27 protein-coding genes and 1 tRNA gene are annotated in these 23,327 nt (G+C 63.5%); 15 read left to right on the forward strand and 13 right to left on the reverse strand.

Features of this window, described 5'->3' with window-relative positions:
* Positions 1-190: 190 nt before the first annotated feature.
* The 7 genes from L6Q21_RS03040 to L6Q21_RS03070 all read right to left on the reverse strand — a co-directional run bounded on the left by L6Q21_RS03040 (position 191) and on the right by L6Q21_RS03070 (position 4,276).
* On the reverse strand, positions 191-739 hold the full coding sequence (locus L6Q21_RS03040) for a hypothetical protein (RefSeq protein WP_237829034.1): 549 nt from the start codon (positions 737-739) through the stop codon (positions 191-193).
* A gap of 113 nt (positions 740-852) precedes the next feature.
* Complete coding sequence (locus L6Q21_RS03045) at positions 853-1,026, reverse strand: helix-turn-helix domain-containing protein (protein ID WP_237829035.1); 174 nt, start codon at positions 1,024-1,026, stop codon at positions 853-855.
* A 168-nt stretch (positions 1,027-1,194) separates the two neighbouring features.
* On the reverse strand, positions 1,195-2,049 hold the full coding sequence (locus L6Q21_RS03050) for a hypothetical protein (RefSeq protein ID WP_237829036.1): 855 nt from the start codon (positions 2,047-2,049) through the stop codon (positions 1,195-1,197).
* Positions 2,042-3,268, reverse strand: a complete 1,227-nt coding sequence (locus L6Q21_RS03055; protein WP_237829038.1) for a tyrosine-type recombinase/integrase — start codon at positions 3,266-3,268, stop codon at positions 2,042-2,044. The genes L6Q21_RS03050 and L6Q21_RS03055 overlap by 8 nt, the downstream gene beginning before the upstream one ends.
* Before the next feature lie 167 nt (positions 3,269-3,435).
* A tRNA-Cys gene (locus L6Q21_RS03060) sits at positions 3,436-3,509 on the reverse strand.
* A gap of 116 nt (positions 3,510-3,625) precedes the next feature.
* Positions 3,626-3,937: a hypothetical protein gene (locus L6Q21_RS03065; RefSeq protein ID WP_237829040.1), complete on the reverse strand. Its 312-nt coding sequence runs from the start codon at positions 3,935-3,937 to the stop codon at positions 3,626-3,628.
* A gap of 9 nt (positions 3,938-3,946) precedes the next feature.
* Complete coding sequence (locus L6Q21_RS03070) at positions 3,947-4,276, reverse strand: YkvA family protein (protein WP_237829041.1); 330 nt, start codon at positions 4,274-4,276, stop codon at positions 3,947-3,949.
* A 104-nt stretch (positions 4,277-4,380) separates the two neighbouring features.
* On the opposite strand from L6Q21_RS03070, the gene dgcA reads away from it, so the two are divergent.
* Positions 4,381-5,361 carry an N-acetyl-D-Glu racemase DgcA gene (dgcA, locus tag L6Q21_RS03075; RefSeq protein ID WP_237829042.1) on the forward strand — a complete coding sequence of 327 codons (981 nt, stop codon included), beginning with the start codon at positions 4,381-4,383 and terminating at the stop codon, positions 5,359-5,361.
* A 60-nt stretch (positions 5,362-5,421) separates the two neighbouring features.
* On the forward strand, positions 5,422-6,699 hold the full coding sequence (gene eno, locus L6Q21_RS03080; RefSeq protein ID WP_237829043.1) for a phosphopyruvate hydratase: 1,278 nt from the start codon (positions 5,422-5,424) through the stop codon (positions 6,697-6,699).
* Between the two features lie 227 nt (positions 6,700-6,926).
* Here eno and L6Q21_RS03085 read toward each other — a convergent pair whose 3' ends face one another.
* Positions 6,927-7,211, reverse strand: a complete 285-nt coding sequence (locus tag L6Q21_RS03085; RefSeq protein ID WP_237829044.1) for a hypothetical protein — start codon at positions 7,209-7,211, stop codon at positions 6,927-6,929.
* A gap of 456 nt (positions 7,212-7,667) precedes the next feature.
* On the opposite strand from L6Q21_RS03085, the gene L6Q21_RS03090 reads away from it, so the two are divergent.
* The 7 genes from L6Q21_RS03090 to L6Q21_RS03120 all read left to right on the forward strand — a co-directional run bounded on the left by L6Q21_RS03090 (position 7,668) and on the right by L6Q21_RS03120 (position 14,226).
* On the forward strand, positions 7,668-7,967 hold the full coding sequence (locus L6Q21_RS03090) for an FtsB family cell division protein (protein WP_237829045.1): 300 nt from the start codon (positions 7,668-7,670) through the stop codon (positions 7,965-7,967).
* Positions 7,968-8,174: 207 nt separating this feature from the next.
* Complete coding sequence (gene pdhA, locus L6Q21_RS03095) at positions 8,175-9,230, forward strand: pyruvate dehydrogenase (acetyl-transferring) E1 component subunit alpha (RefSeq protein ID WP_418895793.1); 1,056 nt, start codon at positions 8,175-8,177, stop codon at positions 9,228-9,230.
* A complete protein-coding gene (locus tag L6Q21_RS03100) occupies positions 9,230-10,615 on the forward strand; it encodes a pyruvate dehydrogenase complex E1 component subunit beta (protein ID WP_237829048.1) in 1,386 nt (461 codons plus the stop codon). Before pdhA ends, L6Q21_RS03100 begins: the two co-directional genes overlap by 1 nt.
* 9 nt (positions 10,616-10,624) lie before the next feature.
* Positions 10,625-11,923: a pyruvate dehydrogenase complex dihydrolipoamide acetyltransferase gene (locus tag L6Q21_RS03105; RefSeq protein ID WP_237829050.1), complete on the forward strand. Its 1,299-nt coding sequence runs from the start codon at positions 10,625-10,627 to the stop codon at positions 11,921-11,923.
* A gap of 59 nt (positions 11,924-11,982) precedes the next feature.
* On the forward strand, positions 11,983-12,570 hold the full coding sequence (locus L6Q21_RS03110) for a hypothetical protein (protein WP_237829051.1): 588 nt from the start codon (positions 11,983-11,985) through the stop codon (positions 12,568-12,570).
* Positions 12,567-13,937: a dihydrolipoyl dehydrogenase gene (lpdA, locus tag L6Q21_RS03115; protein ID WP_237829052.1), complete on the forward strand. Its 1,371-nt coding sequence runs from the start codon at positions 12,567-12,569 to the stop codon at positions 13,935-13,937. The genes L6Q21_RS03110 and lpdA overlap by 4 nt, the downstream gene beginning before the upstream one ends.
* 106 nt (positions 13,938-14,043) lie before the next feature.
* The gene (locus L6Q21_RS03120) at positions 14,044-14,226 is read left to right on the forward strand and encodes a YdcH family protein (RefSeq protein WP_237829053.1); all 183 of its coding nucleotides are present in this window, start codon (positions 14,044-14,046) and stop codon (positions 14,224-14,226) included.
* Positions 14,227-14,230: 4 nt separating this feature from the next.
* Here the strand turns inward: L6Q21_RS03120 and L6Q21_RS03125 are convergent, their stop codons facing one another.
* The 3 genes from L6Q21_RS03125 to L6Q21_RS03135 all read right to left on the reverse strand — a co-directional run bounded on the left by L6Q21_RS03125 (position 14,231) and on the right by L6Q21_RS03135 (position 17,556).
* Positions 14,231-14,875, reverse strand: coding sequence for a carbonic anhydrase (locus tag L6Q21_RS03125; RefSeq protein ID WP_237829054.1), 645 nt, complete (start codon positions 14,873-14,875; stop codon positions 14,231-14,233).
* 246 nt (positions 14,876-15,121) lie between these two features.
* Complete coding sequence (locus tag L6Q21_RS03130; protein ID WP_237829055.1) at positions 15,122-15,661, reverse strand: J domain-containing protein; 540 nt, start codon at positions 15,659-15,661, stop codon at positions 15,122-15,124.
* A gap of 194 nt (positions 15,662-15,855) precedes the next feature.
* Complete coding sequence (locus L6Q21_RS03135) at positions 15,856-17,556, reverse strand: phosphoenolpyruvate carboxykinase (protein ID WP_237829056.1); 1,701 nt, start codon at positions 17,554-17,556, stop codon at positions 15,856-15,858.
* A gap of 117 nt (positions 17,557-17,673) precedes the next feature.
* On the opposite strand from L6Q21_RS03135, the gene L6Q21_RS03140 reads away from it, so the two are divergent.
* The 6 genes from L6Q21_RS03140 to L6Q21_RS03165 all read left to right on the forward strand — a co-directional run bounded on the left by L6Q21_RS03140 (position 17,674) and on the right by L6Q21_RS03165 (position 22,147).
* Positions 17,674-18,393 carry a response regulator transcription factor gene (locus tag L6Q21_RS03140; protein ID WP_237829057.1) on the forward strand — a complete coding sequence of 240 codons (720 nt, stop codon included), beginning with the start codon at positions 17,674-17,676 and terminating at the stop codon, positions 18,391-18,393.
* An 88-nt stretch (positions 18,394-18,481) separates the two neighbouring features.
* Positions 18,482-20,056, forward strand: coding sequence for a sensor histidine kinase (locus L6Q21_RS03145; RefSeq protein ID WP_237829058.1), 1,575 nt, complete (start codon positions 18,482-18,484; stop codon positions 20,054-20,056).
* A 1-nt stretch (position 20,057) separates the two neighbouring features.
* Positions 20,058-20,507: an HPr kinase/phosphorylase gene (locus L6Q21_RS03150; RefSeq protein WP_237829059.1), complete on the forward strand. Its 450-nt coding sequence runs from the start codon at positions 20,058-20,060 to the stop codon at positions 20,505-20,507.
* Positions 20,508-20,516: 9 nt separating this feature from the next.
* Positions 20,517-21,440 (forward strand): RNase adapter RapZ, encoded by a 924-nt coding sequence (gene rapZ / locus L6Q21_RS03155; RefSeq protein WP_237829060.1) that lies wholly within the window; start codon positions 20,517-20,519, stop codon positions 21,438-21,440.
* A 24-nt stretch (positions 21,441-21,464) separates the two neighbouring features.
* Positions 21,465-21,869 carry a PTS sugar transporter subunit IIA gene (locus L6Q21_RS03160; protein WP_237829061.1) on the forward strand — a complete coding sequence of 135 codons (405 nt, stop codon included), beginning with the start codon at positions 21,465-21,467 and terminating at the stop codon, positions 21,867-21,869.
* Positions 21,870-21,877: 8 nt separating this feature from the next.
* On the forward strand, positions 21,878-22,147 hold the full coding sequence (locus tag L6Q21_RS03165) for an HPr family phosphocarrier protein (RefSeq protein ID WP_237829062.1): 270 nt from the start codon (positions 21,878-21,880) through the stop codon (positions 22,145-22,147).
* 45 nt (positions 22,148-22,192) lie between these two features.
* On the opposite strand, the gene L6Q21_RS03170 is transcribed toward L6Q21_RS03165, so the two are convergent.
* The gene (locus L6Q21_RS03170; RefSeq protein ID WP_237829063.1) at positions 22,193-22,450 is read right to left on the reverse strand and encodes a YjhX family toxin; all 258 of its coding nucleotides are present in this window, start codon (positions 22,448-22,450) and stop codon (positions 22,193-22,195) included.
* 303 nt (positions 22,451-22,753) lie between these two features.
* On the reverse strand, positions 22,754-23,233 hold the full coding sequence (gene bfr / locus L6Q21_RS03175) for a bacterioferritin (protein ID WP_237829064.1): 480 nt from the start codon (positions 23,231-23,233) through the stop codon (positions 22,754-22,756).
* Between the last annotated feature and the right edge of the window lie 94 nt (positions 23,234-23,327).

The raw sequence follows: 23,327 nt of genomic DNA on the forward strand, positions 1-23,327 counted from the left end.
GATGCTATTAGCCATCGCATGAAATGGCGGAATTGCGCCATTTCTCCGCCGCTGCATTTGGGGAGATGCTATCAGCATCTCGTCAAACCCGCAGAAAAGCTGGATGCACCCGTGCGTGAGGTGTGTATCTGAATTGCTGGCTCGATGCGTAGCATCGCAGCCCCACAACCTTGCCTTACGGCGCTCCGGCTCAACCATGATCCGGCCCTTCCGCGTCGTCATCGGCAACCGGGCGAATCCGCTCCTGCCGCGCCGCCCAGTCCGCGATTTTCGCCTTGGCTTTGCTGTTTGCCTTGCGCCGGTCGAACTCCACCGGGACCGGGGCAAGGTCGTGAAGATCATGATCGGCGATCCATTGCCGGATGGCCTGCTCGACGGCCCATTCCATATGCTCTTGCAGTTCCCGCGCCTCGAACGGGTCAAGGTGAGCGGTAACGCCGGGGGAGAGGATCAACCCGCCCAGTGGAAAGGAACGATCCTTCACCCACTGGCGCGGGCCGTCGATCCGGCAAAAGCTGGTCTCGCCATGATAGAGGGCGAGCGGCGGGCGTTCGGCCCTGCGCCAGTCGGTCAGCGCGGCGCGGTAGGTCACGCCGTCCTCATCCTCGGCCAGCATGGCGTTGATGATCGGCAAGGCGAAACAGGCGGTGCGATATTCGGCGACGAAGCGCAGATTGATCTTGCGACCCGTCCAGCGCCAATCGGCGATCCGGTCCAGAACACGGTGAATGATGGACATAGAAACTCCTCTCGTGAATCTCACGATTGTTCGGGTTCATGGGATGGGGGGTGAGCCGCAGGCGCGGAGCGGCCCGCCAACTCAAAAGGCTGGGGCCGTGGAGCGCCTGCGGGTCAGATGACGGTTCGGGATTGAGCCAAGCGCCGGATGGATTCGGTGGTCAGCAGGGTTCGCCTGCCGATCTTGATGGCGTCCAGTCCACCGGACTTTATCAGCGCGTAAACTGACGATCTTCCAACGCCCAGCGCCTTGGCGGTGTCATTGATGGATATGGCAACGGGTTCCATGTGCGTCTCCTTGCTTGCCGATTCGCTTCGGGAGACACGTCCATTTGCAGACGTTCGCGAACATTTCCAACGGTGTGCCAAAGTCTCGGAAACAGCCGGTAACGCGGCTTCCTCGGTAATTACTCCGTAATCGCGATGGCTGATTTCCGCCATTTATCGACATTGGAGTCAGGAATCCGCCGCGCGATTTTTCACAATGACGTCCTGAATCATCGACGCATAATGGCCCAGTCGTTCGTCACTCGGAGATGTCTGTCGCTTTCCGACATACCAATCTCGTAGAAGGCCGACGATTTTGGTCTTACTGCCATGTTTGCGCGGGTCGATATTTCGAATCACCGGATGCTCGATCAAGGACATAACCGCATCGGTGTAATCATATGTCTTTTTCGGCCCCGCACGATTCGGCTTGGCTTTGGCTTGCGCGATCAAAGCGGCAACATCGGCTTCCATGAAAAGCTCGCGGGAAAACCACGCGCCGCCGGGAGAAAAGAACATATCCCGAAACGGCTTCTCCTTGGACACTAACGCCGCGCGCAGGGTGCCAAAGAAATAGCGTTCGTCGATATGGCAAACCCCTCCGTTCTTTAGCCGGTAGAACGTGCGAGGCGTGGTTTCCAATTGCAGCAGCGCGAAGAAGCGTTCCAGATTACGCACGGTGGGGTCATCAGGGTCCGCGTATATTGCTGTTTGTGGCTTGCGCGCGGTCATGCCGCCATATTGGAGGATACGCCAGCGGCAAAGAATCCCAAATAAAAGGCCAAAGGGGATCAACCCTATTAGCGCCACAACGTCGCCGCCCTTGACGCCGAGAAAGGTAAAGGCAATCCCCGGAAGCAAGGTTATAAGAGTAGCAAACGCGGCTACCGTGAGTGCGGACCAAAAGCGCATATATTGCCAGTAAACGCGGCGATATATATCCGCTGTGATACGGTCTATCTCATCTAAGCCTTCCTGCTCGTTGGTGCTGATAAAGCGAGCCGCAATAACTCTAAGAGGGAGAGTTTCCTTCTGATTATCCATGATGATCTCCTCCGTGATGGAAATTGACGTTACCTCCATCCCGCAGTTCATCCAGATAGTCGCTCCACCATTGCGCCATTTCAACGCGCTCTCGCCAATAGGCCGATTGGTTGTAGATGCGCCGCACGCTACCCGCGACCATATGCGCCAGCGCCCGCTCAATGGCGTCGGGGTTCCATTTGCCGGATTCGTTCAGCAACGAGGAGGCTGACGTGCGGAAGCCGTGCGCGGTCATCTGGTCCTTGGAATAGCCCATGCGCCGCAAGGCAGCGTTGATCGTGTTATCGCTAATCGGCCTTGCCCGTGTCCTGATCGACGGGAACACATATCGCCCGGAACCGGACAGGGAGCGCATATCGGTGAGGATCGCCAGCGACTGCCGGGACAGCGGCACCGAATGGGGCTGGCGCATCTTCATCTTTGCGTCCGGGATGATCCAGACCGCCTTATCAAAATCCACCTCCGTCCATTCCATCTGCCGGATTTCGCCCGGACGCTGGAAAACATGGGGTGTCAATTTCAGGGCATACATTACGGCAGGATCGCCCTGATAATCCTCGATGGCCCGGAGCAATGCGCCAAAAGCGACCGGATCGGTGATCGCGGGGAAATGCTTGACCTTCGCTGTCGTCAGCGCGCCAATTAGCAGTTGGGCCGGGTCGCGCTCGGCCCGCGCTGTCGCCACGGCATAGCGAAACACGCGGCTGGCGAACGCCCGGAGAAGATTCGCCGTCTCCAACCGGCCCCGCCGCTCATGCTTGCGCAGTTCATGCAACAATTCCTGCGGCGTGATGTCCGTGACGGGGCGCTTGCCGAAATCACCGCCAAGCAGCTTCACGAACCAGCGCATCTTTTCCAGCGTCGGCTCCGCCAGTCCCTCGCGTGTCTTCTTCTCAATCAGTTCCTCGGCCACAGTGGCGAAACTGTTGCTGGCGCGGATACTCGCCTCAATCCGGGCCTGCCGCTTGGCGACGTTGGGATCGACCGCATGGGCGAGTTGCCTGCGCGCCGCATCACGCGCCGAACGCGCCTCGGCCAGTGTAATTTCAGGATACGACCCCAGCGCCAGCTTTCGCTCCACGCCGTTGATCCGATATTTCACACGCCAAAGTTTGCTGCCCCTCGGATTGACCAGCAGATAAAGCCCCTGCGCGTCCGTGACTTTATAGGGCTTTTCTTTGGGCTTGGCGTTTCGGATTGCGGTGTCGGTCAGCGCCATTTGGGGGCCTCGCTTCTGCGGGGGCCTCGCGAGGCCCCCAAAAAAGGCCCCCATCATCTGCGGCTATAGGCAAACAGAGGCCATCACTGACAACCAGCGAATGACCTTAAACTAGCGGAAATCAGGGATTTTTTTCAACCATCAGCATACACTGGCTGACAGGATTTTGGAGGCCCGAGCCGGAATCGAACCGGCGTGCACGGATTTGCAGTCCGCTGCGTCACCACTCCGCCATCGGGCCTCACGAGAAGTGGAGGGGGCCTTTAGCAGGCGGTTTGCGCCATGCAAAGCCCAGATGCGCGCGGAGGCGTTGACACGATCCTGTCCGGCCGCCCCAGTTCAGGCGCGGCCGGGGATTCAGGGGTTGGCCTTCAGATGCGCGCCGATCTCGTCGAAGAAGCGCTCAAGCTGGTGCAGGACATTCAGCTTGAAAGCGTAGTTCACATCGGCGGAATTGCTTTCGATGATGGTCGATTCGTCCACCTTCTCGGCGTAGGCGTCGGCCAGGCTCTGCACATAGGCCGCGTTCAACTCGATGTGGCCGCGCTCGGCCAGCAGGCGAAGCTGCACCACCATCATCTGGCGAACGAGCATTTCCAGCGTAGTGATTCGCGCGACGATCACAACCGGGTCGAGTTCGATCTGCTCTTCTGGGCGATCGTCGGACATGGGCTGCTCCTACCAGTAACGCAGCGCCCATATCTGGAGCGCGATGAATGTGCCGATAATGGCCCAAAGGGCGATGATGATCGCCGCCCCAAGCCGGCTGACCGGACGCTGGACCGCCACGTCCGCCGCATCGCGGAATTCCGCCATCAGCGGCTTGGGCACCAGCATCACGGCGATCGCCAGCCCGATCGGCACCAGGATCAATTCGTCCAGAAGGCCCAGTATCGGCACGAAGTCCGGGATGAAGTCGATCGGGGAAAGGGCGTAGGCGGCGATCAGCCCGCCCACCAGCTTCGCGGCAAGTGGCGTGCGCGGATCGCGCGCGGCGATCCACAGCATATGCGCATCCCGCCGGAGGCGGTGGGAGGTTCGTTTGGCCCAACTGACAAGACCCATGGCTTCTCCCTAGCGGCGCCGGCGTCCGGGCGCTAGGCATGGAGGCCATGCGGGAGTTGATTGCGCGCATCGAGCGCTGGGAAACGGCCAGACCCTTCGTGATTGCGCGGGGCGCGAAACACCATGTGGACGTGGTCGTGGCGGAAATCCGCGACGGCGCGCTGCTGGGGAGAGGCGAGGGGACGCCCATCTATTATAAGGGCGACACGCCGGAGCTGGCGCTTGCCGCCTTGCAGGCGATGGCCGGTGCGATCGCCGACGGCACGGGCCGCGTGCAGCTGCTGGATTTGATGCCTCCGGGCGCTGCGCGCAACGCTCTCGATTCGGCGCTTTGGGATCTGGAAGCGAAACAGGCGGGAAAACGTCTCTGGGAGCTGGCCGGGCTTCCGGCGCCGAAGCCGTTGTTGACGGCCTACACCATCAGCCTGGGCGAGCCGGGCGAAATGGCCGATGCCGCCCGTGAGGCCTCTGGGCGGGAGTTGCTGAAGCTGAAGCTGGGAGGCGAAGGCGATGTGGAGCGGATAGCCGCCGTCCGCTCTGCCGCGCCGGATGTGAGGCTTATAGCTGATGCGAATGAATCATGGAATAATATTGATATTGAAAAGATATGTTCTGAAATTCTGCCTTATCGCGTGGAGTTGGTGGAACAGCCCTTGCCCGCCGGGCGGGATGGCGATCTCCGACATTTGAGCCCAGCGATTCCCTTGGCGGCCGACGAAAGCCTGCAAAGCCGGGCCGAACTGGGGGAGGTGGTCGGCCGCTATCGCTTCATCAATGTGAAGCTGGACAAGTGCGGCGGCCTGACGGAGGCGCTGGCCCTTTCGCATGCGGCGCGGCTGCGCGGACTGGGGCAGTTGACGGGGTGCATGCTTTCAACCTCGCTGGGGGTGGCGCCGGCCTTTGTGGCAGCCTCGCAAGGGCATTATGCCGATCTCGACGGGCCGTTGCTGCTGGCGAGGGATCGGCCGCACGGCCTTTGCTTCCATGGCAGCGATGTCGATCCGCCGGAGGTTGCACTCTGGGGCTGAGCCTTTAGAGCGGGGCGGCGTGAAGCCCGAACGGGCCTGCCTTTCAGTACAGGAGCCAGCATGACCGCCATCGTCGATCTGATAGCCCGTGAAATCCTCGACAGCCGGGGCAACCCCACCGTGGAAGTGGACTGCGTTCTGGAAGACGGCAGCTTCGGCCGCGCGGCGGTTCCGTCCGGTGCCTCCACCGGCGCGCATGAAGCCGTGGAAAAGCGCGACGGGGAAAAGGGCCGTTACCTGGGCAAGGGCGTGCGCGAGGCGGTGGCCGCCGTGCATGGCGACCTGTCCGACGCGCTGATCGGCATGGACGCCGAGGAGCAGGAGGAAATCGACGCGCAGATGATCGCGCTGGATGGAACGCCGAACAAGGCGCGCCTGGGGGCGAACGCGATTCTGGGCGTGAGCCTGGCGGTTGCGAAGGCGGCCGCCGACGCGCGCGGCCTGCCGCTTTACCGCTATGTCGGCGGGACGGCGGCGCGGGTCCTGCCGGTGCCGATGATGAACATCGTGAACGGCGGGGCGCATGCCGACAACCCCATCGACTTCCAGGAATTCATGGTGATGCCGGTGGGTGCCGAGAGTTTCTCGGAAGGGCTGCGCTGGGGGGCGGAAATCTTCCATACGCTGAAGAAGGGGCTGCACGATCGCGGCCTGTCGACCGCGGTTGGCGACGAAGGCGGCTTCGCCCCCAATCTTTCGAGCGCCACCGAAGCGCTGGATGTGATCCTGCAAGCCATCGAGCAGGCGGGCTTCAAGGCCGGAACGGATGTGATGCTGGCACTGGACTGCGCTTCCACCGAATTCTTCCGGGACGGGGCCTATCATATGGAAGGGGAGGGCAAGACACTCTCCTCCGACGAGATGGCGGCGTTCCTTGCCGATCTGGTGGGCCGTTATCCGATCATCTCGATCGAGGACGGCATGGCCGAGGATGATTGGGCTGGCTGGAAAGCTCTGACCGATAAAGTCGGGGCCAACACCCAACTGGTCGGCGACGATCTGTTCGTGACCAACGCCGTGCGGCTGCGCGAAGGTATCTCCAAAGGCGTCGCGAATTCCATTCTGGTCAAGGTGAACCAGATCGGCACGCTTTCCGAAACGCTGGAGGCCGTGAATACGGCACAGCGCTCCCGTTACACGGCGGTGATGAGCCATCGCTCCGGGGAGACCGAAGATGCCACCATCGCGGATCTCGCGGTGGCCACCAATTGCGGTCAGATCAAGACGGGCTCGCTTTCCAGATCGGACCGGCTGGCCAAATACAACCAGCTCCTGCGGATCGAGGCGGGGCTGGGCGAAGCCGCCATCTATGCCGGCCGGGATGTCGTTCGCGGGTGAGTTGACCCCAAGGCACGAGAGCAGAAAATCTTCATATTTTAGTTTAACTAAAAGTTATTCAATAAAATCAATTTATTGATTTAGTTTATTTGATCCAAATATCCGAATTTGATGACGAGCGCGCAGCAATCCGTGCTCATGGGTTTTCGGAAAAGGAAATGGGCCCGGCGGACAGGGATCGCCGGGCCCGAATTTTATTGTTGGTTACTCAGGGTTGGAAGGTGCGCTCAGGCTGCGACCGATTGCCTGCGCGCAGCAACACCGACCAGGCAGATTCCCGTGATCAGCATTGCCATTGTGCCGAGTTCCGGCACTGGCGACATTTGCTTGCCGCTCTTGCTGTTAACGGCCGTTGTTTCGACCGATTGTTGAGCCGCCTGATAGGTGACGGTCTGGTATTGGGCCTGGTTGCCGGCCGCCAGGTCTGACGCCTGGATCTGAGCGGCAGCCAAAGGAACATTGGCCAAGAAGAGAGCGACGGCGGCGCCTGCCTTAACAGCTTGAATGAACATGGCGTTATCTCCGTTCTCGCGGGGCGACCCTTATTATCTTTCGCCCTCGCCACCTCTTCTAGCGGATGATGAACGGACGTTAAAGATATGAAATTGCATATTTACACTGGTTGACGTTTGGCGGTTTTTTGTGGTGCAAATATGCAACATATTAAAATTAATATATTAAAAACAATGTAATATGATCAATTGTGAATGTTAATCTTCTCATTTTGGATGAGCTTTCCTTTGGCCGGGTTGGTTAACTTTTTGTTGCCATGGGCTCCGGTTGGAAAATTATGTCTCATGAAATGCCGTTTGTGCGAATCGAGTCGCTTCTCTTTTTGAAGCCTCTTTTGCTCCATTCCGGACGAATCCGCCGGCCCGAGTTGTGGGGCAGCTTGGCAGCCATGCCCTTGACGAGGAAGGGCGCCCGTGATTCTGTGGGCCATGCAACCCGTGGCCCTTCTGGATTTGATGAAACGCGCAGCGCTTCCGGCGCTGTGCCTGCTCATCATTCTCTATTTCGGGACACATGCTCTGGTGGGCACCTCCGGTTATCTGGCGCTCGACGATATCCGCCAGGATCGCGCCGAGCTCGAAGCGCGCAAGCTCGTGCTCGAGAAACGCCGCGCGGCGCTGGAGCGGGATATCGCCCTTCTCGATCCGAAGGGGGCTGACCCCGATTATGCCGATGAACTGGTCAGGCGCCATCTGGGCGTGATCCGCCCGGACGAAGTGATCGTGCCGATCCAGCCGCAAACAGGCGGCAAGTAGAACGCCGCTTCATCGCCTTACCGCGAGGTCGCCGGGGGAGGCCGCAGTGGCGGGTTCCGCGATTGCCTGACAATCAATTCTGTCGACCGACGTTTCCGCGAGGTGGCGGTTGAAAGTTGATGCGCTCCGGCTAGAACGGGCTCGGACGAGGTTGAAGACGCCGGCCGGCCGGTGGGGCTTCATCGCACAGTATGAAGGGAAAGCGTCTTGGCAAAGGCGAGCGTGGCGAGCACGCGGCGCGGGAGCGCTGGCAAAGGGGGCCTGGAAAAGCTTCCGAACATCGGGCGGCACTCGGCCTCGCAAGAGGAGTATCGCGACTTCTATCAGATGATGCTACTGATCCGCCGCTTCGAGGAGAAGGCCGGACAGCTTTACGGCATGGGGCTGATCGGCGGTTTCTGTCACCTGTATATCGGCCAGGAGGCCGTGGTGACCGGCCTGCAGGCCGCCATCACCCCCGGCAAGGACAGTGTGGTGACCGGCTATCGCGACCATGGCCATATGCTCGCCTGCCATATCGACCCGAAGGTGATCATGGCCGAACTGACGGGGCGCGCCGCCGGAATCAGCCGCGGGAAGGGCGGCTCGATGCACATGTTCTCGGTGGAGCAGGGCTTCTTCGGCGGCCATGGGATCGTCGGCGCGCAGGTGCCGATCGGCGCCGGCCTTGCCTTCGCGCACAAATATAAGGGCGATGGCGGCGTTTCCCTTGCCTATTTCGGCGATGGCGCCGCCAACCAGGGGCAGGTCTATGAGGCCTTCAACATGGCCGAGTTGTGGAAGCTGCCGGTGATCTTCGTGATCGAGAACAACCAATATGCCATGGGCACCTCGGTGAACCGGGCTTCCGCCGAGGACCAGCTTTATCGCCGGGGCGAAAGCTTCCGCATCGAAGGGTTGCAGGTGGACGGGATGGACGTGCTCGCCGTTCGCGACGCGGCGACCGTCGCCCTGGACTGGGTGAAGAGCGGGCGCGGGCCGATCCTTCTGGAAATGAAGACCTATCGCTATCGTGGCCACTCCATGTCGGACCCGGCGAAGTATCGCTCGCGCGAGGAAGTGCAGTCGGTCCGGGAGAATCGCGATCCCATCGAGCATGCGAAGCGGGAAATGCTGGAACTGGGCTTCGCGGACGAGGCCTGGTTCAAGGAAGTCGAAAAGCAGGTGAAGGCGCAGGTGGCCGAGGCGGCCGACTTCGCGGAGCAGGCGCCCGAGCCGGAAGCCGGCGAACTCTACACCGACGTTCTGGTGGGGAATTACTGATGGAGATCAAACTGCCCGCCATGTCCCCGACGATGGAGGAGGGGACGCTTGCGAACTGGCTGGTGAAGCCCGGCGACGAGGTGAAGCCCGGACAGGTGATCGCCGAGATCGAGACCGACAAGGCGACTATGGAACTGGAAGCCGATGAGGGCGGAACGGTCGTCAGCCTGGAAGTGGCCGCCGGCACCGATGGGGTGAAGGTGGGAACGCTGATCGCGGTGATCGCCGGCGAAGGCGAAGAGGTGGCGGCGAGGCCGGCCGCAGCGCCGCCGGCCGCGAAGGCCGAGCCTGAGCCGGCGCCGACTCCTGAACCGGAACCATCTTCCAAGCCGGAGGCCGGGGCAGAAGCTCGGCCAGAGGCGCCGAAGCCGGTGGAGCTGACCCCGGCGACCGTGGCGGCCTTCTCGGGCGCGACTCGCAAGCAGACGGTGCGCGAAGCGCTTCGCGACGCCATGGCCGAGGAAATGCGCGCCGACGAAACGGTGTTCGTGATGGGCGAGGAAGTCGCCCAGTATCAGGGCGCCTACAAGGTAACGCAGGGCCTGCTGGACGAGTTCGGCGACAAGCGGGTGGTGGACACGCCGATCACCGAATATGGCTTTGCGGGGCTGGGCGTGGGCGCGGCGATGGGCGGCCTGAAGCCCATCGTGGAGTTCATGACCTTCAACTTCGCCATGCAGGCGATCGACCACATCATCAATTCCGCCGCCAAGACCAACTATATGTCGGGCGGGCAGATGCGCTGCCCCATCGTCTTTCGCGGGCCGAACGGCGCCGCCAGCCGGGTGGCGGCGCAGCACAGCCAGAATTACGCGCCCTGGTATGCCAATGTGCCGGGCCTGCTGGTGATCGCGCCTTATGACGCGGCGGATGCCAAGGGCCTGCTGAAAAGCGCCATCCGCTCGCCGGATCCGGTTGTGTTCCTGGAGAATGAGCTTCTCTACGGCCACAGCTTCGAGGTGCCCGAGGGCGAGCATGTGGTGCCGATCGGCAAGGCGCGCCTCTATCGCGAAGGCAGCCATGTCACGCTGGTGTCCTACTCCATCGGCGTGGGGGTGGCGCTGGAAGCGGCGGCGCAACTGGCCGCCGACGGCATCGAATGCGAGGTGCTGGACCTGCGCACCCTTCGTCCGCTGGACGAGGCGGCGGTGCTGGCGTCGCTGAAGAAGACAAATCGCATGGTGGTGGTGGAGGAGGGCTGGCCGGTGTGCAGCATCTCCAGCGAGATCATCGCCATCGCCATGGAAAAGGGCTTCGACGACCTGGATGCGCCGGTGCTGCGCGTCACCAACAAGGACGTGCCCTTGCCCTATGCCAATAATCTGGAAAAGCTCGCTCTGGTGAAGGCGGCCGATGTGGTTGCCGCCGTCCGCTCGATCGTCTGAGGAGGCGAAATGGCCATTGATATTACCATGCCGGCGCTTTCGCCCACGATGGAGACGGGCACGCTTGCCAAGTGGCACATCAAGCCCGGAGACAAGGTGAAAGCCGGCGACGTGATCGCCGAGATCGAGACCGACAAGGCCACCATGGAAGTGGAAGCCGTGGACGAAGGCGTGGTCACCGAGATTCTGGTTCCGGAAGGAACGGAGGATGTGAAGGTGAATGCGGTGATCGCGCGGCTGGCCGGCGAAGATGAGGATGTGAAGCCGGCGGCGGCCCCGAAAGCGGCGACCGACGCGCCCGCTGCTCAGGCTGCGCCCGAACCGGCCGCCAGGCCGGCGGCCGAAACCGCCCCGGTCGCCCCCGCGCCAGTTCCCGCCGCGGTTCAGGCCGCCCCCCGTTCGGGCGAGCGGCAGATCGCCAGCCCGCTTGCGCGCCGGGTGGCGCAACTGGCGGGTGTCGATCTGGCGAACGTGAAGGGCACAGGGCCGCATGGCCGGATCGTGAAGGCCGATGTGGAAGCCGCGGCCGGCAAGGCGCCGGCGCCACAACCCGCCGTCAGCATCGCCCCCGCCAGCACTCCGCCGGCAGCGGCCAGCGCGCCGCTTGCGCCGACCGATGTGCCGTTCGAGCCGGTCAAGCTTTCGAACATGCGCAAGACGATCGCCCGCCGCCTGACCGAATCGAAGCAGACGGTGCCGCATTTCTATCTGACGGTGGATGTGAGGCTGGATGCGCTGCTGAAACTGCGGACGGAACTGAACAAGGCGCTGGAACTGCAAGGCATCAAGCTGTCCGTCAACGACATGCTGGTGAAGGCCGAAGGGCTGGCGCTGGCGCAGGTGCCGGACGCGAACGTCAGCTTCGCGGGCGACCATCTGCGCAAGTTCAGCCGGGCCGATGTCTCCGTTGCCGTTGCCATCCCGGGCGGCCTCATCACCCCCGTGATCCGCGACGCCGCCAACAAGCGGCTGAGCCAGATCGCCACCGAGATGAAGGATCTTGCCGCGCGGGCTAAGGAAGGGAAGCTGCAACCGCCCGAGTATACCGGCGGCACCGCGAGCATCTCCAACCTCGGCATGTTCGGAATCAAGCAGTTCGACGCGGTCATCAATCCGCCGGAAGGGCTGATCCTGGCCGTGGGGACGGGCGAGAAGCGGCCCTATGTCGTGGACGATGCGCTGGCGATCGCCACCGTGATGAGCGCGACGGGCAGCTTCGACCATCGCGCCATCGACGGCGCGGTGGGCGCGGAGTTCATGAGCGCCTTCAAGGCGCTGGTGGAGAACCCCCTTGGTATGCTGGCTTGACGGGATCGGTATCCCTTTCAAATCTCATACTGATCGTTGGGATCGTTGCCGGGCTGGCTTTGATCCTGGGCGCGGGGCTGCGCCCGCTTCTGGAGGATCTGCTCGACAGGTTGAGCCGGCGCTTGCGGATCGAGGTGCGCGACGACCGCAAGCTGGTGCTCTATATTCCAGACGGCATCGACCTGCTGTGGCGCGGGGCACATCTGCAGCGCGTGGTGCAGCAGGAAGTGATCCTGGAGAACAACACGCAGGTGGTGTTCGACAATGTGCGGCTGCGGCTGCGCTTCAAGCCCTACAACGCCGCCGCCCTGGGCGAGAAGCTGTTGCTGGGCGCGGTGATCCTGCCCTCGCCGGAGGCCGAAGCGGTGCTGCTGCCCGACACGGCCGAGGGCGAGCGGATCATGCAGTTCAAATATATCTCGCCGCAATCCCGGGCCGAGATGCGCGTGTTCACCAATGTGGACGGTGAGATCGAGTTCGACACGCTGTGCGACAAGGAAGTCGTCGTGCGCCATACCGGCGTGATGTTCTCGGAAACCGCGCGCAATGTGATGCCGACATGGATGGCCGTGCTGAAGCCGGTCGTCCTTCCCTTTACGATCGTGGCCGTGTTGCGGCAGCGCCTGCGCAGGAGCAGACAGAAATGAGCGAGCAGTTCGACCTGGTGATCATCGGCTCCGGCCCCGGCGGTTATGTCGCCGCGATCCGGGCCAGCCAATTGGGGCAGAAGGTGGCCATCGTCGAGCGCGAGCGGCTGGGGGGCATCTGCCTCAACTGGGGCTGCATTCCGACGAAGGCGCTGCTGCGCTCGTCCGAGATCAAACATTATCTGGACCATGCTTCCGCTTACGGGTTGAGCGCCGGCGCGGTGGGCTTCGATCTGGTGCAGGTGACCGAGCGCAGCCGCAAGGTTGCCAACCAGCTGAACGCCGGCGTGAAGGGGCTGATGAAGAAGAACAAGGTGACGGTGGTGGAGGGCGTCGCGACATTGGCGTCGGCAACCTCTGTGAAGGTCGGCGAGCGGACTCTGGTGGCGAAGAATGTGATCGTCGCGACCGGCGCCCGTGCCCGCGAACTGCCACATCTGAAGGCGGATGGCGAACGGGTGTGGACCTATCGCCATGCGCTGGTACCGCCCGCCATGCCGACCGAGCTTCTGGTGATCGGATCGGGGGCGATTGGGGTAGAGTTCGCCAGCTTCTACAACGATATGGGAGCGAAAGTTACCATCGTCGAGATGCTGGAGCGGATCCTGCCGGTCGAGGATGAGGAGGTGTCAGCCTTCGTTGAGAAGTCTTTGAAGAAACAGGGGATGGATATCCGCACCAAGGCTTCGGTCGAAAAGCTGGAAGTGAAGGCGGACGGGGTGACGGCGACCATCAACGGCGAGGCGCATCGCTTCAGCCATGTGATCGTCGCCATCGGCATCGCCCCCAACAGTGAGAATCTGGGGCTGGAAGCGCTGGGCGTGAAGCTGGACCGTGGCCATATCGTCACCGACGAATGGGGCCGCACCAATGTGCCGGGCCTCTGGGCGATCGGCGATGTGACGGGCGCCCCCTGGCTGGCGCACAAGGCGAGCCATGAAGGCATTGTGGCGGTGGAGAAGATCGCGGAAGCGCCGCACGCCCATCCCATGGACAAGTCCAACATTCCGGGCTGCACCTACAGCCGGCCGCAGGTGGCCTCCGTCGGCCTGACGGAGGCGAAGGCCAAGGCCGCCGGGCATGAAGTGAAGGTGGGCCGCTTCCCCTATATCGGCAACGGCAAGGCGATCGCGCTGGGCGAGACCGAGGGATTCATCAAAACGGTGTTCGACGCGAAGACCGGCGCGCTGCTGGGCGCGCATCTGGTGGGGGCCGAGGTGACGGAGCTGATCCAGGGCTATGTGATCGCCCGCCAGTGCGAGGCGACGGAGGCCGAACTGATGGCCACCATCTTCCCGCACCCGACCCTGTCCGAAATGATGCACGAAAGCGTGCTCGACGCTTATGGCCGGGTGATCCACATGTAGCACTGGAGGGGCAGGGCGCCCCTCCGCCACGACAGGCCGTCCTTCAAATTCCCCCTGCCTTCCCCAGATCGGGAAGGCAGGGGGTTTCCTTTAGGGAGATGAAGGCATGAAACTGATCGAGAGGTTGAAGCTCCGCCACGCGCGTCTGGAGCATGAACTGGCCGTCGAACAGGCGCGGCGCCTGCCCGACGAGGAGCGAGTAGCCCGGTTGAAGAAACTGAAGCTGGCCGTGAAGGACCGGATGCAGGCGCTGCTGCCGAACCCGGGCCGGCATCCGCTGCCGGCCTGAGGCGTCAGAGATCGATGGCGACGGGCTTGAACTGGCCCGTCGCGCGGTCCAGGATTTTCAGTGCGCCTTCGCCGATATCGAAGATGACTCCGTGCAGTTGCAGCTGTCCGGCCTTTTCGGCGTTGGCGACGAACGGATAGCTGCCCAGATTCTCGATACCCAGCCGCACATTGGCCTGTTCCAGCGCCCTTTGGGCATCGACATCGGGCGAGAGCGCGCAGGCGGCCTTCACCGCATCCCGGGCGGGGGCGATGAATTCCATCCAGGCATGGACATGCTTGCCGGCGACCGGATTGTCGAAATCTCCGGCCAGCGCCGCGGCGATCCCGCCACAGCGCCCATGCCCGAAGACCACGATATGCTCCACCTTGATGCCGGCAACGGCATATTCGACCGCCGCCGCGACGCTGGACTGGCCGGAAATGGCGGAGAAGGGCGGCACGAGATTGGCGATGTTCCTGAGCACGAATATCTGCCCGGGCGCGGCGTCGAACACGCGGGTCGGGTCGACGCGGCTGTCGGAGCAGGCGATTACCATCACCTTGGGCGACTGGCCCTGGGCAAGCTGGTCATAGCGTTCCCGCTGCTCGCGATAGGGGCCAAGGCGGAAGCGGCGATAGCCGTCGATCAGCACATCAAATTCGGACATGCGCCGCCTCATGCCGGAGACATCGCTTGAGGGGAAGGGGCAATGGGGCGGCTCGAATCCGCGGGCGGCCGTTTTTGCCGGCCCCCTTCACCTTTTGCCAAATCCCGTCACCCCGGGCTTGACCCGGGGACCAGCTTTCTTCCTCAGGCGCTGTGGCGGCAGAAAAGCTGGACCCCGGGTCAAGCCCGGGGTGACGTCTGGTGCGATTTGAATCGGCCCACTATTGGGAAAGGCTGAACCCTGCCCTCAGGCTTTCTGCTTCTCCGCCCTGCGTTCGGCGGCGGAACGCAGGATTTCATAGGCCGCCTGCGCAGCCTGGAAACGCTTTGCCGCCTCTTCGTCGCCGGGGTTGAGATCGGGGTGGTTCTCCTTCGCCAGCCTCCGGTGCGCGGCCTTGATCGCCGCTTCGTCGGCGTCGGGCGGCAGGTCCAGATATTTCAGCGCATCCAGTTCCGCGCGGGTGCGGCTGCCGTCGCCTTCGCCCCAGGCCCAGTGGCGCGCGCGTTCGTAATTGCGCTGGCCGCTTTGTTCCTCGGCCTCCTGCGCGGCGGCTTCCTCTTCCGTCAGCGCGGCGAAATAGTCCCACCCCCTGTTGTATTCGGCGGCATGCTCCTCGCAGAACCACCAGCGCTCGGGGCGGTTCGGGGCCTTGGGGGCAGGGCAATTGCCCGGTTTCGAGCAGCCGACCCGGTCGCACAGGCGCTGCGCTTCGGGCGCCTTTCCGGCCCCGTCATAATCCCGCCAGCGGGGAAAGCCCCAGTCGTTGCTACGCCGCGCGCGCGCCATCGCACTTTCCCGGAGAATCGAACTGGAAGGCAGAACAAGGCATCATGCGAGGTTCCCACGAGCGAGCGCCGGCCTTCAACCCCAAAGAGCGGCCCAGATAGGGGAAAGAAGGCCCAAACGGAAAATCCGGCGGAAGACCGCCGGATTGCCGATTCCATACCGACAGGGCGAGCCCGCGCTCGCCCTGCTGCAATTCAGGCGGCCGTGGGGGCCGCTTCGCGCACGCCCTGTTCCACATGCGCCTCGAACTGGGCGAAATTCTCGATGAACATCTTCACCAGCGCGCGGGCCTTTTCGTCATAGGCTTCCGGCGTCGGCCAGGTGGAGCGCGGGTCGAGGATGGCGCTGTCCACGCCGGGCACGCTGACGGGCACGTCGAAGCCGAAGAAGGGATCCTTGCGGAATTCGGCATTTTTCAGGCTGCCGTCCAGCGCGGCGTTCAGCAGCGCGCGGGTCACCTTGATCGGCATCCGCTGGCCGGTGCCATATTGCCCGCCCGTCCAGCCGGTGTTCACCAGCCAGCAGTCGACTCCGCCCCTGGCGATCCGCTCCTTCAGCAGATTGCCATAGACCGAGGGGTGGCGCGGCATGAAGGGCGCGCCGAAGCAGGTGGAGAAGGTGGCGTCCGGCTCGGTCACGCCGATCTCGGTGCCGGCGACGCGCGCCGTGTAGCCGGAGAGGAAGTGGTACATCGCCTGATCCGGCGAGAGCTTCGCGATCGGCGGCAGGATGCCGAAGGCGTCGGCCGTCAGCATGATGATGTTCTTCGGAACCGGGCCGAGATTGTCCTTCGACGCGTTCGGAATGAAGTCGATCGGGTAGGAGCCGCGGCTGTTCTCGGCCAGGCGGTTGTCGTCCAGGTCGATTTCGCGGCTGTCCGCGTCGATCACGACATTTTCCAGCACCGTGCCGAAGCGCCTGGTGGTGGCGAAGATCTCCGGTTCCGCCGTGGGCGAGAGGCGGATCATCTTGGCGTAGCAGCCGCCTTCGAAGTTGAAGACCGCCGTGTCGGACCAGCCATGCTCGTCGTCGCCGATAAGGGTGCGCGAGGCGTCGGCCGAAAGCGTCGTCTTGCCGGTGCCGGACAGGCCGAAGAAGACGGCGGTGTCGCCATCGGGGCCGATGTTCGCCGAGCAGTGCATGGGCATCACGCCCTTCACCGGCAGCAGATAGTTGAGGATGCCGAATACCGACTTCTTCATCTCGCCGGCGTATTTGGTCCCGCCGATCAGGATCAGCTTTTCGGTGAAGTTGACGGCGATCACCGTTTCCGAGCGGCAGCCGTGGCGCTCGGGATCGGCGCGGAAGCTGGGCAGGTCGATGATGGTGTATTCCGGCGCATAGCTTTCCAGCTCGGCCGCCGTGGGGCGAACCAGCAGCGTGCGGATGAACAGCGAGTGCCAGGCGAGTTCGGTGATCACGCGCACGTTCACGCGATGCTCGGGCTGCGAGCCGCCGAACAGATCCTGGACGAAAAGCGTCTCCTTCCGGGCGACGGCGGCGAGGAAATCCTCCTTCAGCGCGGCAAAGTGCGCGGGTTCCATCGGCTTGTTGGACTTGCCCCACCAGACGCTGTCGGCGGTTTCACCGTCCTTCACGGTGAATTTGTCGTTCGCCGAGCGGCCGGTGTGCTGGCCGGTTTCCACCACGAAGGCGCCATCCCTGGAAAGCAGCCCTTCTTCGCGGTTCACGGCCTGCTCGATGAGCTGGGCGGTGCCGAGGTTCCAGTTGAGACGAGCCCCGGTCTTGATGCCCTGGGATTCGAGGCTGACGCCGGTTGTCTTTGCCACGGTATATTCCCTCCAGTTGGAACCGCCGGCCTCGTTGGTGAAGGGCAGGTCGGTTGCAGTGAGACTGCGGTAGCCATGCAGCAGCCGCATATATATGCGCGCCACCCCATATCGAAGCGACAGGTTTCTGTGAAGCTTTCTGAAGTTGAACCTTTGGAACCGTCGCCGTTAGCAGCTATACGCCAGCGGCATGACCAGTCGTGCCGCATGAAGGGTGACAGCTTGTCCAGCGAACAGACCCCCACGATCGCGCTCGTCGACGACGACCGCAACATCCTCACTTCGGTCAGCCTCGCCCTGCAGGCGGAGGGCTTCGCCACCCGTGTCTATGCCGATGGAGCGGCCGGGCTGAAGGGCTGCCTCGAAAATCCGCCCGACCTCGCCGTCGTCGATATCAAGATGCCGCGCATGGACGGGATGGAAATGCTGAGGCGGCTGCGCGAGAAGTCGGACCTGCCGCTGATCTTCCTCACGTCCAAGGACACCGAGATCGACGAGGCACTGGGGCTGGCGATGGGGGCGGACGATTATATCGGCAAGCCCTTTTCCCAGCGGCTGCTGATCGAGCGAATCCGGGCGGTCCTCCGGCGGACGGCGAGCCGCAGGGGCAATGGGGCGGGAGAAGAGCCTGCGGCGGAGCCGATCGTGCGCGGCCCGCTGGAGATGGACCCGGCCCGCCATCGCGTCCGCTGGCACGGCAAGGACGTGGCGCTGACGGTGACCGAGTTCCTGATACTGGACGCGCTCGCGCAGCGCCCCGGATTCGTGAAATCCCGCGACCAGCTTATGGATGTCGCCTATCAGCACGACAGCTATGTGGACGACCGGACGATCGACAGCCATATCAAGCGCCTGCGCAAGAAGTTCCGCGTCGCCGATCCCGCCTTCAAGGCCATCGAGACGCTTTACGGCGTGGGCTATCGATTCGATCTGGACGAATGACGGCGTGATTTCGGGAAAGGTCCAGTAAACGAGGCCAGTAAACGAGGTTGTGAGCGAGGTTGTGAACGGGGTTCCTCCACAGACGGACATGCTGCGCGCCCGCCGGCGGAGCGGCGGCGCTCCGCGCTTTTCCGGCTGGTCGTCGCTCGTCACCCGAATCCTGGTCGTGAACCTGCTTGCCATTCTCGCGCTGGCTGGCGCGCTTCTCTACATCGAAAGCTTCCGCACCCGGCTTCTGGAGACGCGGGAACAGGAGTTGCTGCGCCAGGGCGAGATCATGGCGCATTTCCTGGAGAATCAGGGGGTGGAAAAAGGCCGCCCGGCGATCCTCGACCTGTCCAGCCCGCGCGGCACGCGCATCCGGCTCTACGATGCGTCGGGCCGGCTGGCCGCGGACAATTGGGACAACCCCGAGACCACGCGCTTCGAACTGGTGGACCCGACGACGGAAGGTTTCCGCCGCGAAAGCGCGATCGTCATCGACCGGGTCATCGACTTCATCACCGGCCAGCGCGAATTGCCGCCGCTCGACGAGCCGGAGGACGACCGGCGCGGCATCTGGCCGGAGGCGGAGGAGGCCGCGATAACCGGCGCTGCCGTCACCCGCGCCCGGCAGACGCGGGATCGGCTGGTGGTGCTGCAGGCGGCCGTGCCGGTGGAAATCCCCGGCGAATCGCGCCCCTTTCCCGTCGTGCTGCTGACGGTAGATACGCCGGACGTTATCGATCTCGTTCGCCGGGAGCGGATGACCTCCTTCCTGGTGTTTCTGAGCATTCTCGGCTTCAGCCTGGCCCTCAGCCTTTATCTCGCCCGGATCATCGTCGTGCCGCTCAGGCAACTCGCGCTGGCGGCGCATCGGGTGCGACTGGGGCGGCAGCGCGATGTGGTCGTGCCGCGCCTGCCGCATCGCCGCGACGAAATCGGCGGGCTGGCGCGGGCGCTCGCCGACATGACGGCGGCGCTGCGGCAGCGAATCGACGCCACGGAGGCTTTCGCCGCCGATGTGGCGCATGAGCTGAAGAACCCGCTCGCCAGCATACGCTCCGCGATCGAGGCGCTGGGAAGCGTGCGGGACGAGAAGGCACGGGCGCAGTTGTTCGGCCTGATCGAGGAGGATGTGCGGCGGATCGACCGGCTGATCACCGATATTTCCGCCGCTTCCCGGCTGGACGCCGAACTCTCCCGCGCGCGGCTGCAGCCTGTGGACGTGGGGCAACTGGTCGAAGGGCTGGTGGCGGCAAGGACGGCCGCCGGACCGCTGTGCAATGGTGTCGGCCTGTTCGTGGAACCGGTGCGGAAAGGCGAGGCAGTCGCCACCGCGGATGCCGACCGGCTGGCGCAGGTGGTGAACAATCTGCTGGACAATGCGCAGAGCTTCTCGCCTGAGGGTGGGCGCATCGACGTGAGAGTGCAGCGCAGGGGGCCGATTGTGGAGATTCGCGTGGAGGATGAAGGACCGGGGGTGCCGCAGGAGGCGCGCGACGCGATTTTCGAACGCTTCTATTCGGAGCGGCCCCGGCATGAGGATTATGGCAAGCACAGCGGGCTGGGGCTGTCGATCGCCCGCTCCATCGTCGAGGCGCTGGACGGACAGATTCGCGTGGGGGACCGCAAGGACGGCCGGACCGGCGGGGCCTTCCTCGTGACCCTGCCGGCGATCTGACATGGCCGAGCTGCCTGAAACCCTGCCCGAAACCCTGCACGCCACCGCCATCGACATCGAAGGGCAGGGGGTGCTGCTGCTCGGCCCGTCGGGCAGCGGCAAGTCCGATCTGTCGCTTCGCCTCATCGATCGCGGCGCGAAGCTGGTGGCGGACGATCGGGTGATCGTCAGCGCTGCCTTGGGAGGGCTGAAGCTGTCGGCGCCGCCGAACATCGCCGGCAAGATGGAAGTGCGGGGCCTCGGCGTGCTGGAGCTGCCGGAATCGCTGGTGAGCGAGGCCACGCTCGCCCGGCTGGCGGTCGATCTGTCGGCCGCGCCCGAGCGCTTGCCGGAACCGGAATATTTCGAACATCTGGGCGTGGCGCTGCCGCTCATCCGCCTCAGCGCTTTCGAGGCGTCCGCGCCCATCAAGCTCGAGTGGGCGTTGGCACTTCAGCTCGGGGGCGGCTAGAAGGCCCGCATGACCAGCCCGGACAGCATGCGCGACGAGCCGCCCCCGCCCGTGTTGCTGGTGACCGGCATGTCCGGCGCCGGCAAGTCGACGACGCTGAAGGCGCTGGAGGATCTGGGCTATGAAGCGGTGGACAATCTGCCGCTGTCGCTGCTGGAGCCGTTGCTGGCGCCCGGCGTGCATCAGAAGCTGGCGATCGGGATCGACACCCGCACCCGCGCCTTTTCCCCGGCCATGGTGCTGGAAGCCATCGCCGCCCATGCGTCCGAGGGGCGGACCATTCGCATGCTGTTCGTCGACTGTTCCGGACCGGAGCTGATCCGCCGTTTCTCGGAAACGCGCCGGCGCCACCCGCTGGCGCTCGACCGGCCGGCCGGCGACGGAATCGCGCTGGAGCGGGAGTTGCTTTCCGAACTGCGGCGGGTGGCGGACGTGGTGATCGACACCACCGATTTCAGCAGCAACGACCTGAGGCGCGCGGTTTCCACCCGCTTCGGCCGGCCCGATGGCAAGGCTTTCACGCTGACGTTGATGAGTTTCGGCTATGCCCGCGGCGTCCCACGCGACGCGGATCTGGTGTTCGACATGCGTTTCCTGCGCAACCCGCACTGGGTGCCGGAATTGCGCCCGATGACCGGCGTGGAAGCCCCGGTGCAGGGCTATGTGAAGGCCGACCCCGCCTTCACGCCGGCTTTCGACGCGATGATGGGGCTTCTAACCCTGTTGCTGCCGGGCTATGCGCGGGAGGGTCGGGCCTATCTGACCGTTGCCTTCGGTTGCACCGGCGGCCGGCACAGGTCCGTGGCGACGGCGGAGGCGGCCGGCGCCCGGCTGGCGGAAGCCGGCTGGAGCAATGCCGTGGTGCACAGGGATCGGGCGCATGGCCCGGAACAGGATGCGCTCGAGATCGAGGCGCTGGAAGAGCAGCGCTGAGATGCGGGCAGGGAAGGGGTTGCAATGATCGGTTTGGTGCTTGTGACTCACGGCCGGCTGGCGGCCGAGTTCATCGCCGCCATGGAGCATGTGGTCGGCCCGCAGCAGCAGTGCCTGGCGGTCTGCATCGAGGCGAACGACGACATGGAGGAAAAGCGCGCCGAGATCGACCGCGCCGCGGCCGAAGTGGATTCGGGCTCGGGCGTGGTGCTGCTGACGGACATGTTCGGCGGCACGCCGTCCAATCTCGCCATCTCGCTGCTGGGCAAGCCCAATCTGGAAGTGATCGCCGGGGTGAATCTGCCGATGCTGATCAAGCTCGCCAGCGTCCGAAAGGCGAAGGGCGTGGGCGAGGCGGTGGATCTGGCGCAGGAAGCGGGGCGCAAATATATCAGCGTCGCCAGCCGTCTGCTCGGCGAAGCTGCCTGAGGGCGGGGATGGCCGGGCCGGTCCTGCTGGAAATCCGCAACCGCCGGGGGCTGCACGCCCGCGCCAGCGCCAAGTTCGTGACACTTGCCACCCAGTTCGACGCCACCGTCACCGTCTCCAAGGACGGGGCCGATGTGCTGGGAACCTCCATCATGGGCCTGATGATGCTGGCCGCCGCCACGGGGGATTTCATCGAAGTGCGGGCGGAAGGGGCCGATGCGGAAACCGCGCTCTCGGCGCTTGTCGAGCTTGTGGAAGGCAAGTTCGGCGAGGAGTGAGGCTACCGGCCGCCGGAAGCATCGAGCCCCGGCAGCCGGCTTTCTTCAGCGGTTGTCCAGTTCGCTTCGCACCAGTTCCAGCCCGCGCCGGGTGATGCGATAGGGCTGCCCACCGGTGGAGGCGATCGCCCGCCGGCGCTTCAGCTTTCGGAACATGGCGAGATCGAAGCCAGAAAGCTTCCAGCCCTCGCGCGTGAAGCAGTCCGCGCCGATGATATGGCCGCGCGCGTCCTTGACCGGCCTGATCGCGCCGCCTTGCGCCATCAGGTGCAGGATCCGTTGTTCGGATCGGGAAATGTCCATCGGGATTGTCCGTGCCGTGGGCAGAGTGCCCCATTGCCATTTGCCCTGCTCGCCGGGACGGCAGGGGGCTCAAATGGACGCCTCACTCGACAACGAGTGAGGCTTTAGCGAAGCTCGGACGATTTCATGGACACGCCACGCATATAGGGCGTTCACATGCGCGGGCCAAGCCTGCGCATGTTTCGGTAATGGGTCGGTTCGAATTGGTGGAGAGCGGCTTTCGCCCCGTCACCCCGGGTCAAGCCCGGGGTGACGGAGTGCTTGGTTCTATTCGAACTGCCCCACTCCGCATCTTCCAGTCGTTCAGGAACCGGCGGCTTCCGACTGGAGCTGGATGTAGTTCTGCAGCCCCTGATCCCTGATCATCTGCTGCTGCGTCTCGATGAAGTCGATATGCTCTTCCTCGGCCTCCAGGATTTCGCTCAGCAGTTCGCGGGTGCCGAAATCGCGGATGGACTCGCAATAGGGAATGGCTTCCTTCAGCAGGTTCAGCGCTTCATACTCGAGGTCGAGGTCGGCTTGGAGGATTTCCGGCACATTCTCGCCGATGCGCAGGCGATTGAGAGTCTGCAGATTGGGCAGGCCGTCCAGATAGAAGATGCGCTCCATCAGCTTGTCGGCATGCTTCATCTCGTCGATCGACTCATGATATTCATATTTCGCGAGCTTCGCGACGCCCCAATTGTCCAGCATGCGATAGTGCAGGAAATATTGGTTGATGGCCGTCAGTTCGCCCTTCAGCACCGCGTTGAGATAGTCGATTACCTTCTTGTCGCCCTTCATGGCCGCATTCCTTCCAATATCCGATTGGCGCCAGAATAGGCATTTTAATGATCAAAATCAAGTAAAAACAATATGTTAGTTGCGAACGGCTTTG

The sequence above is a fragment of the Sandaracinobacteroides sayramensis genome, assembly GCF_022014495.1.
Classification (GTDB): Bacteria; Pseudomonadota; Alphaproteobacteria; order Sphingomonadales; family Sphingomonadaceae; genus Sandaracinobacteroides; species Sandaracinobacteroides sayramense.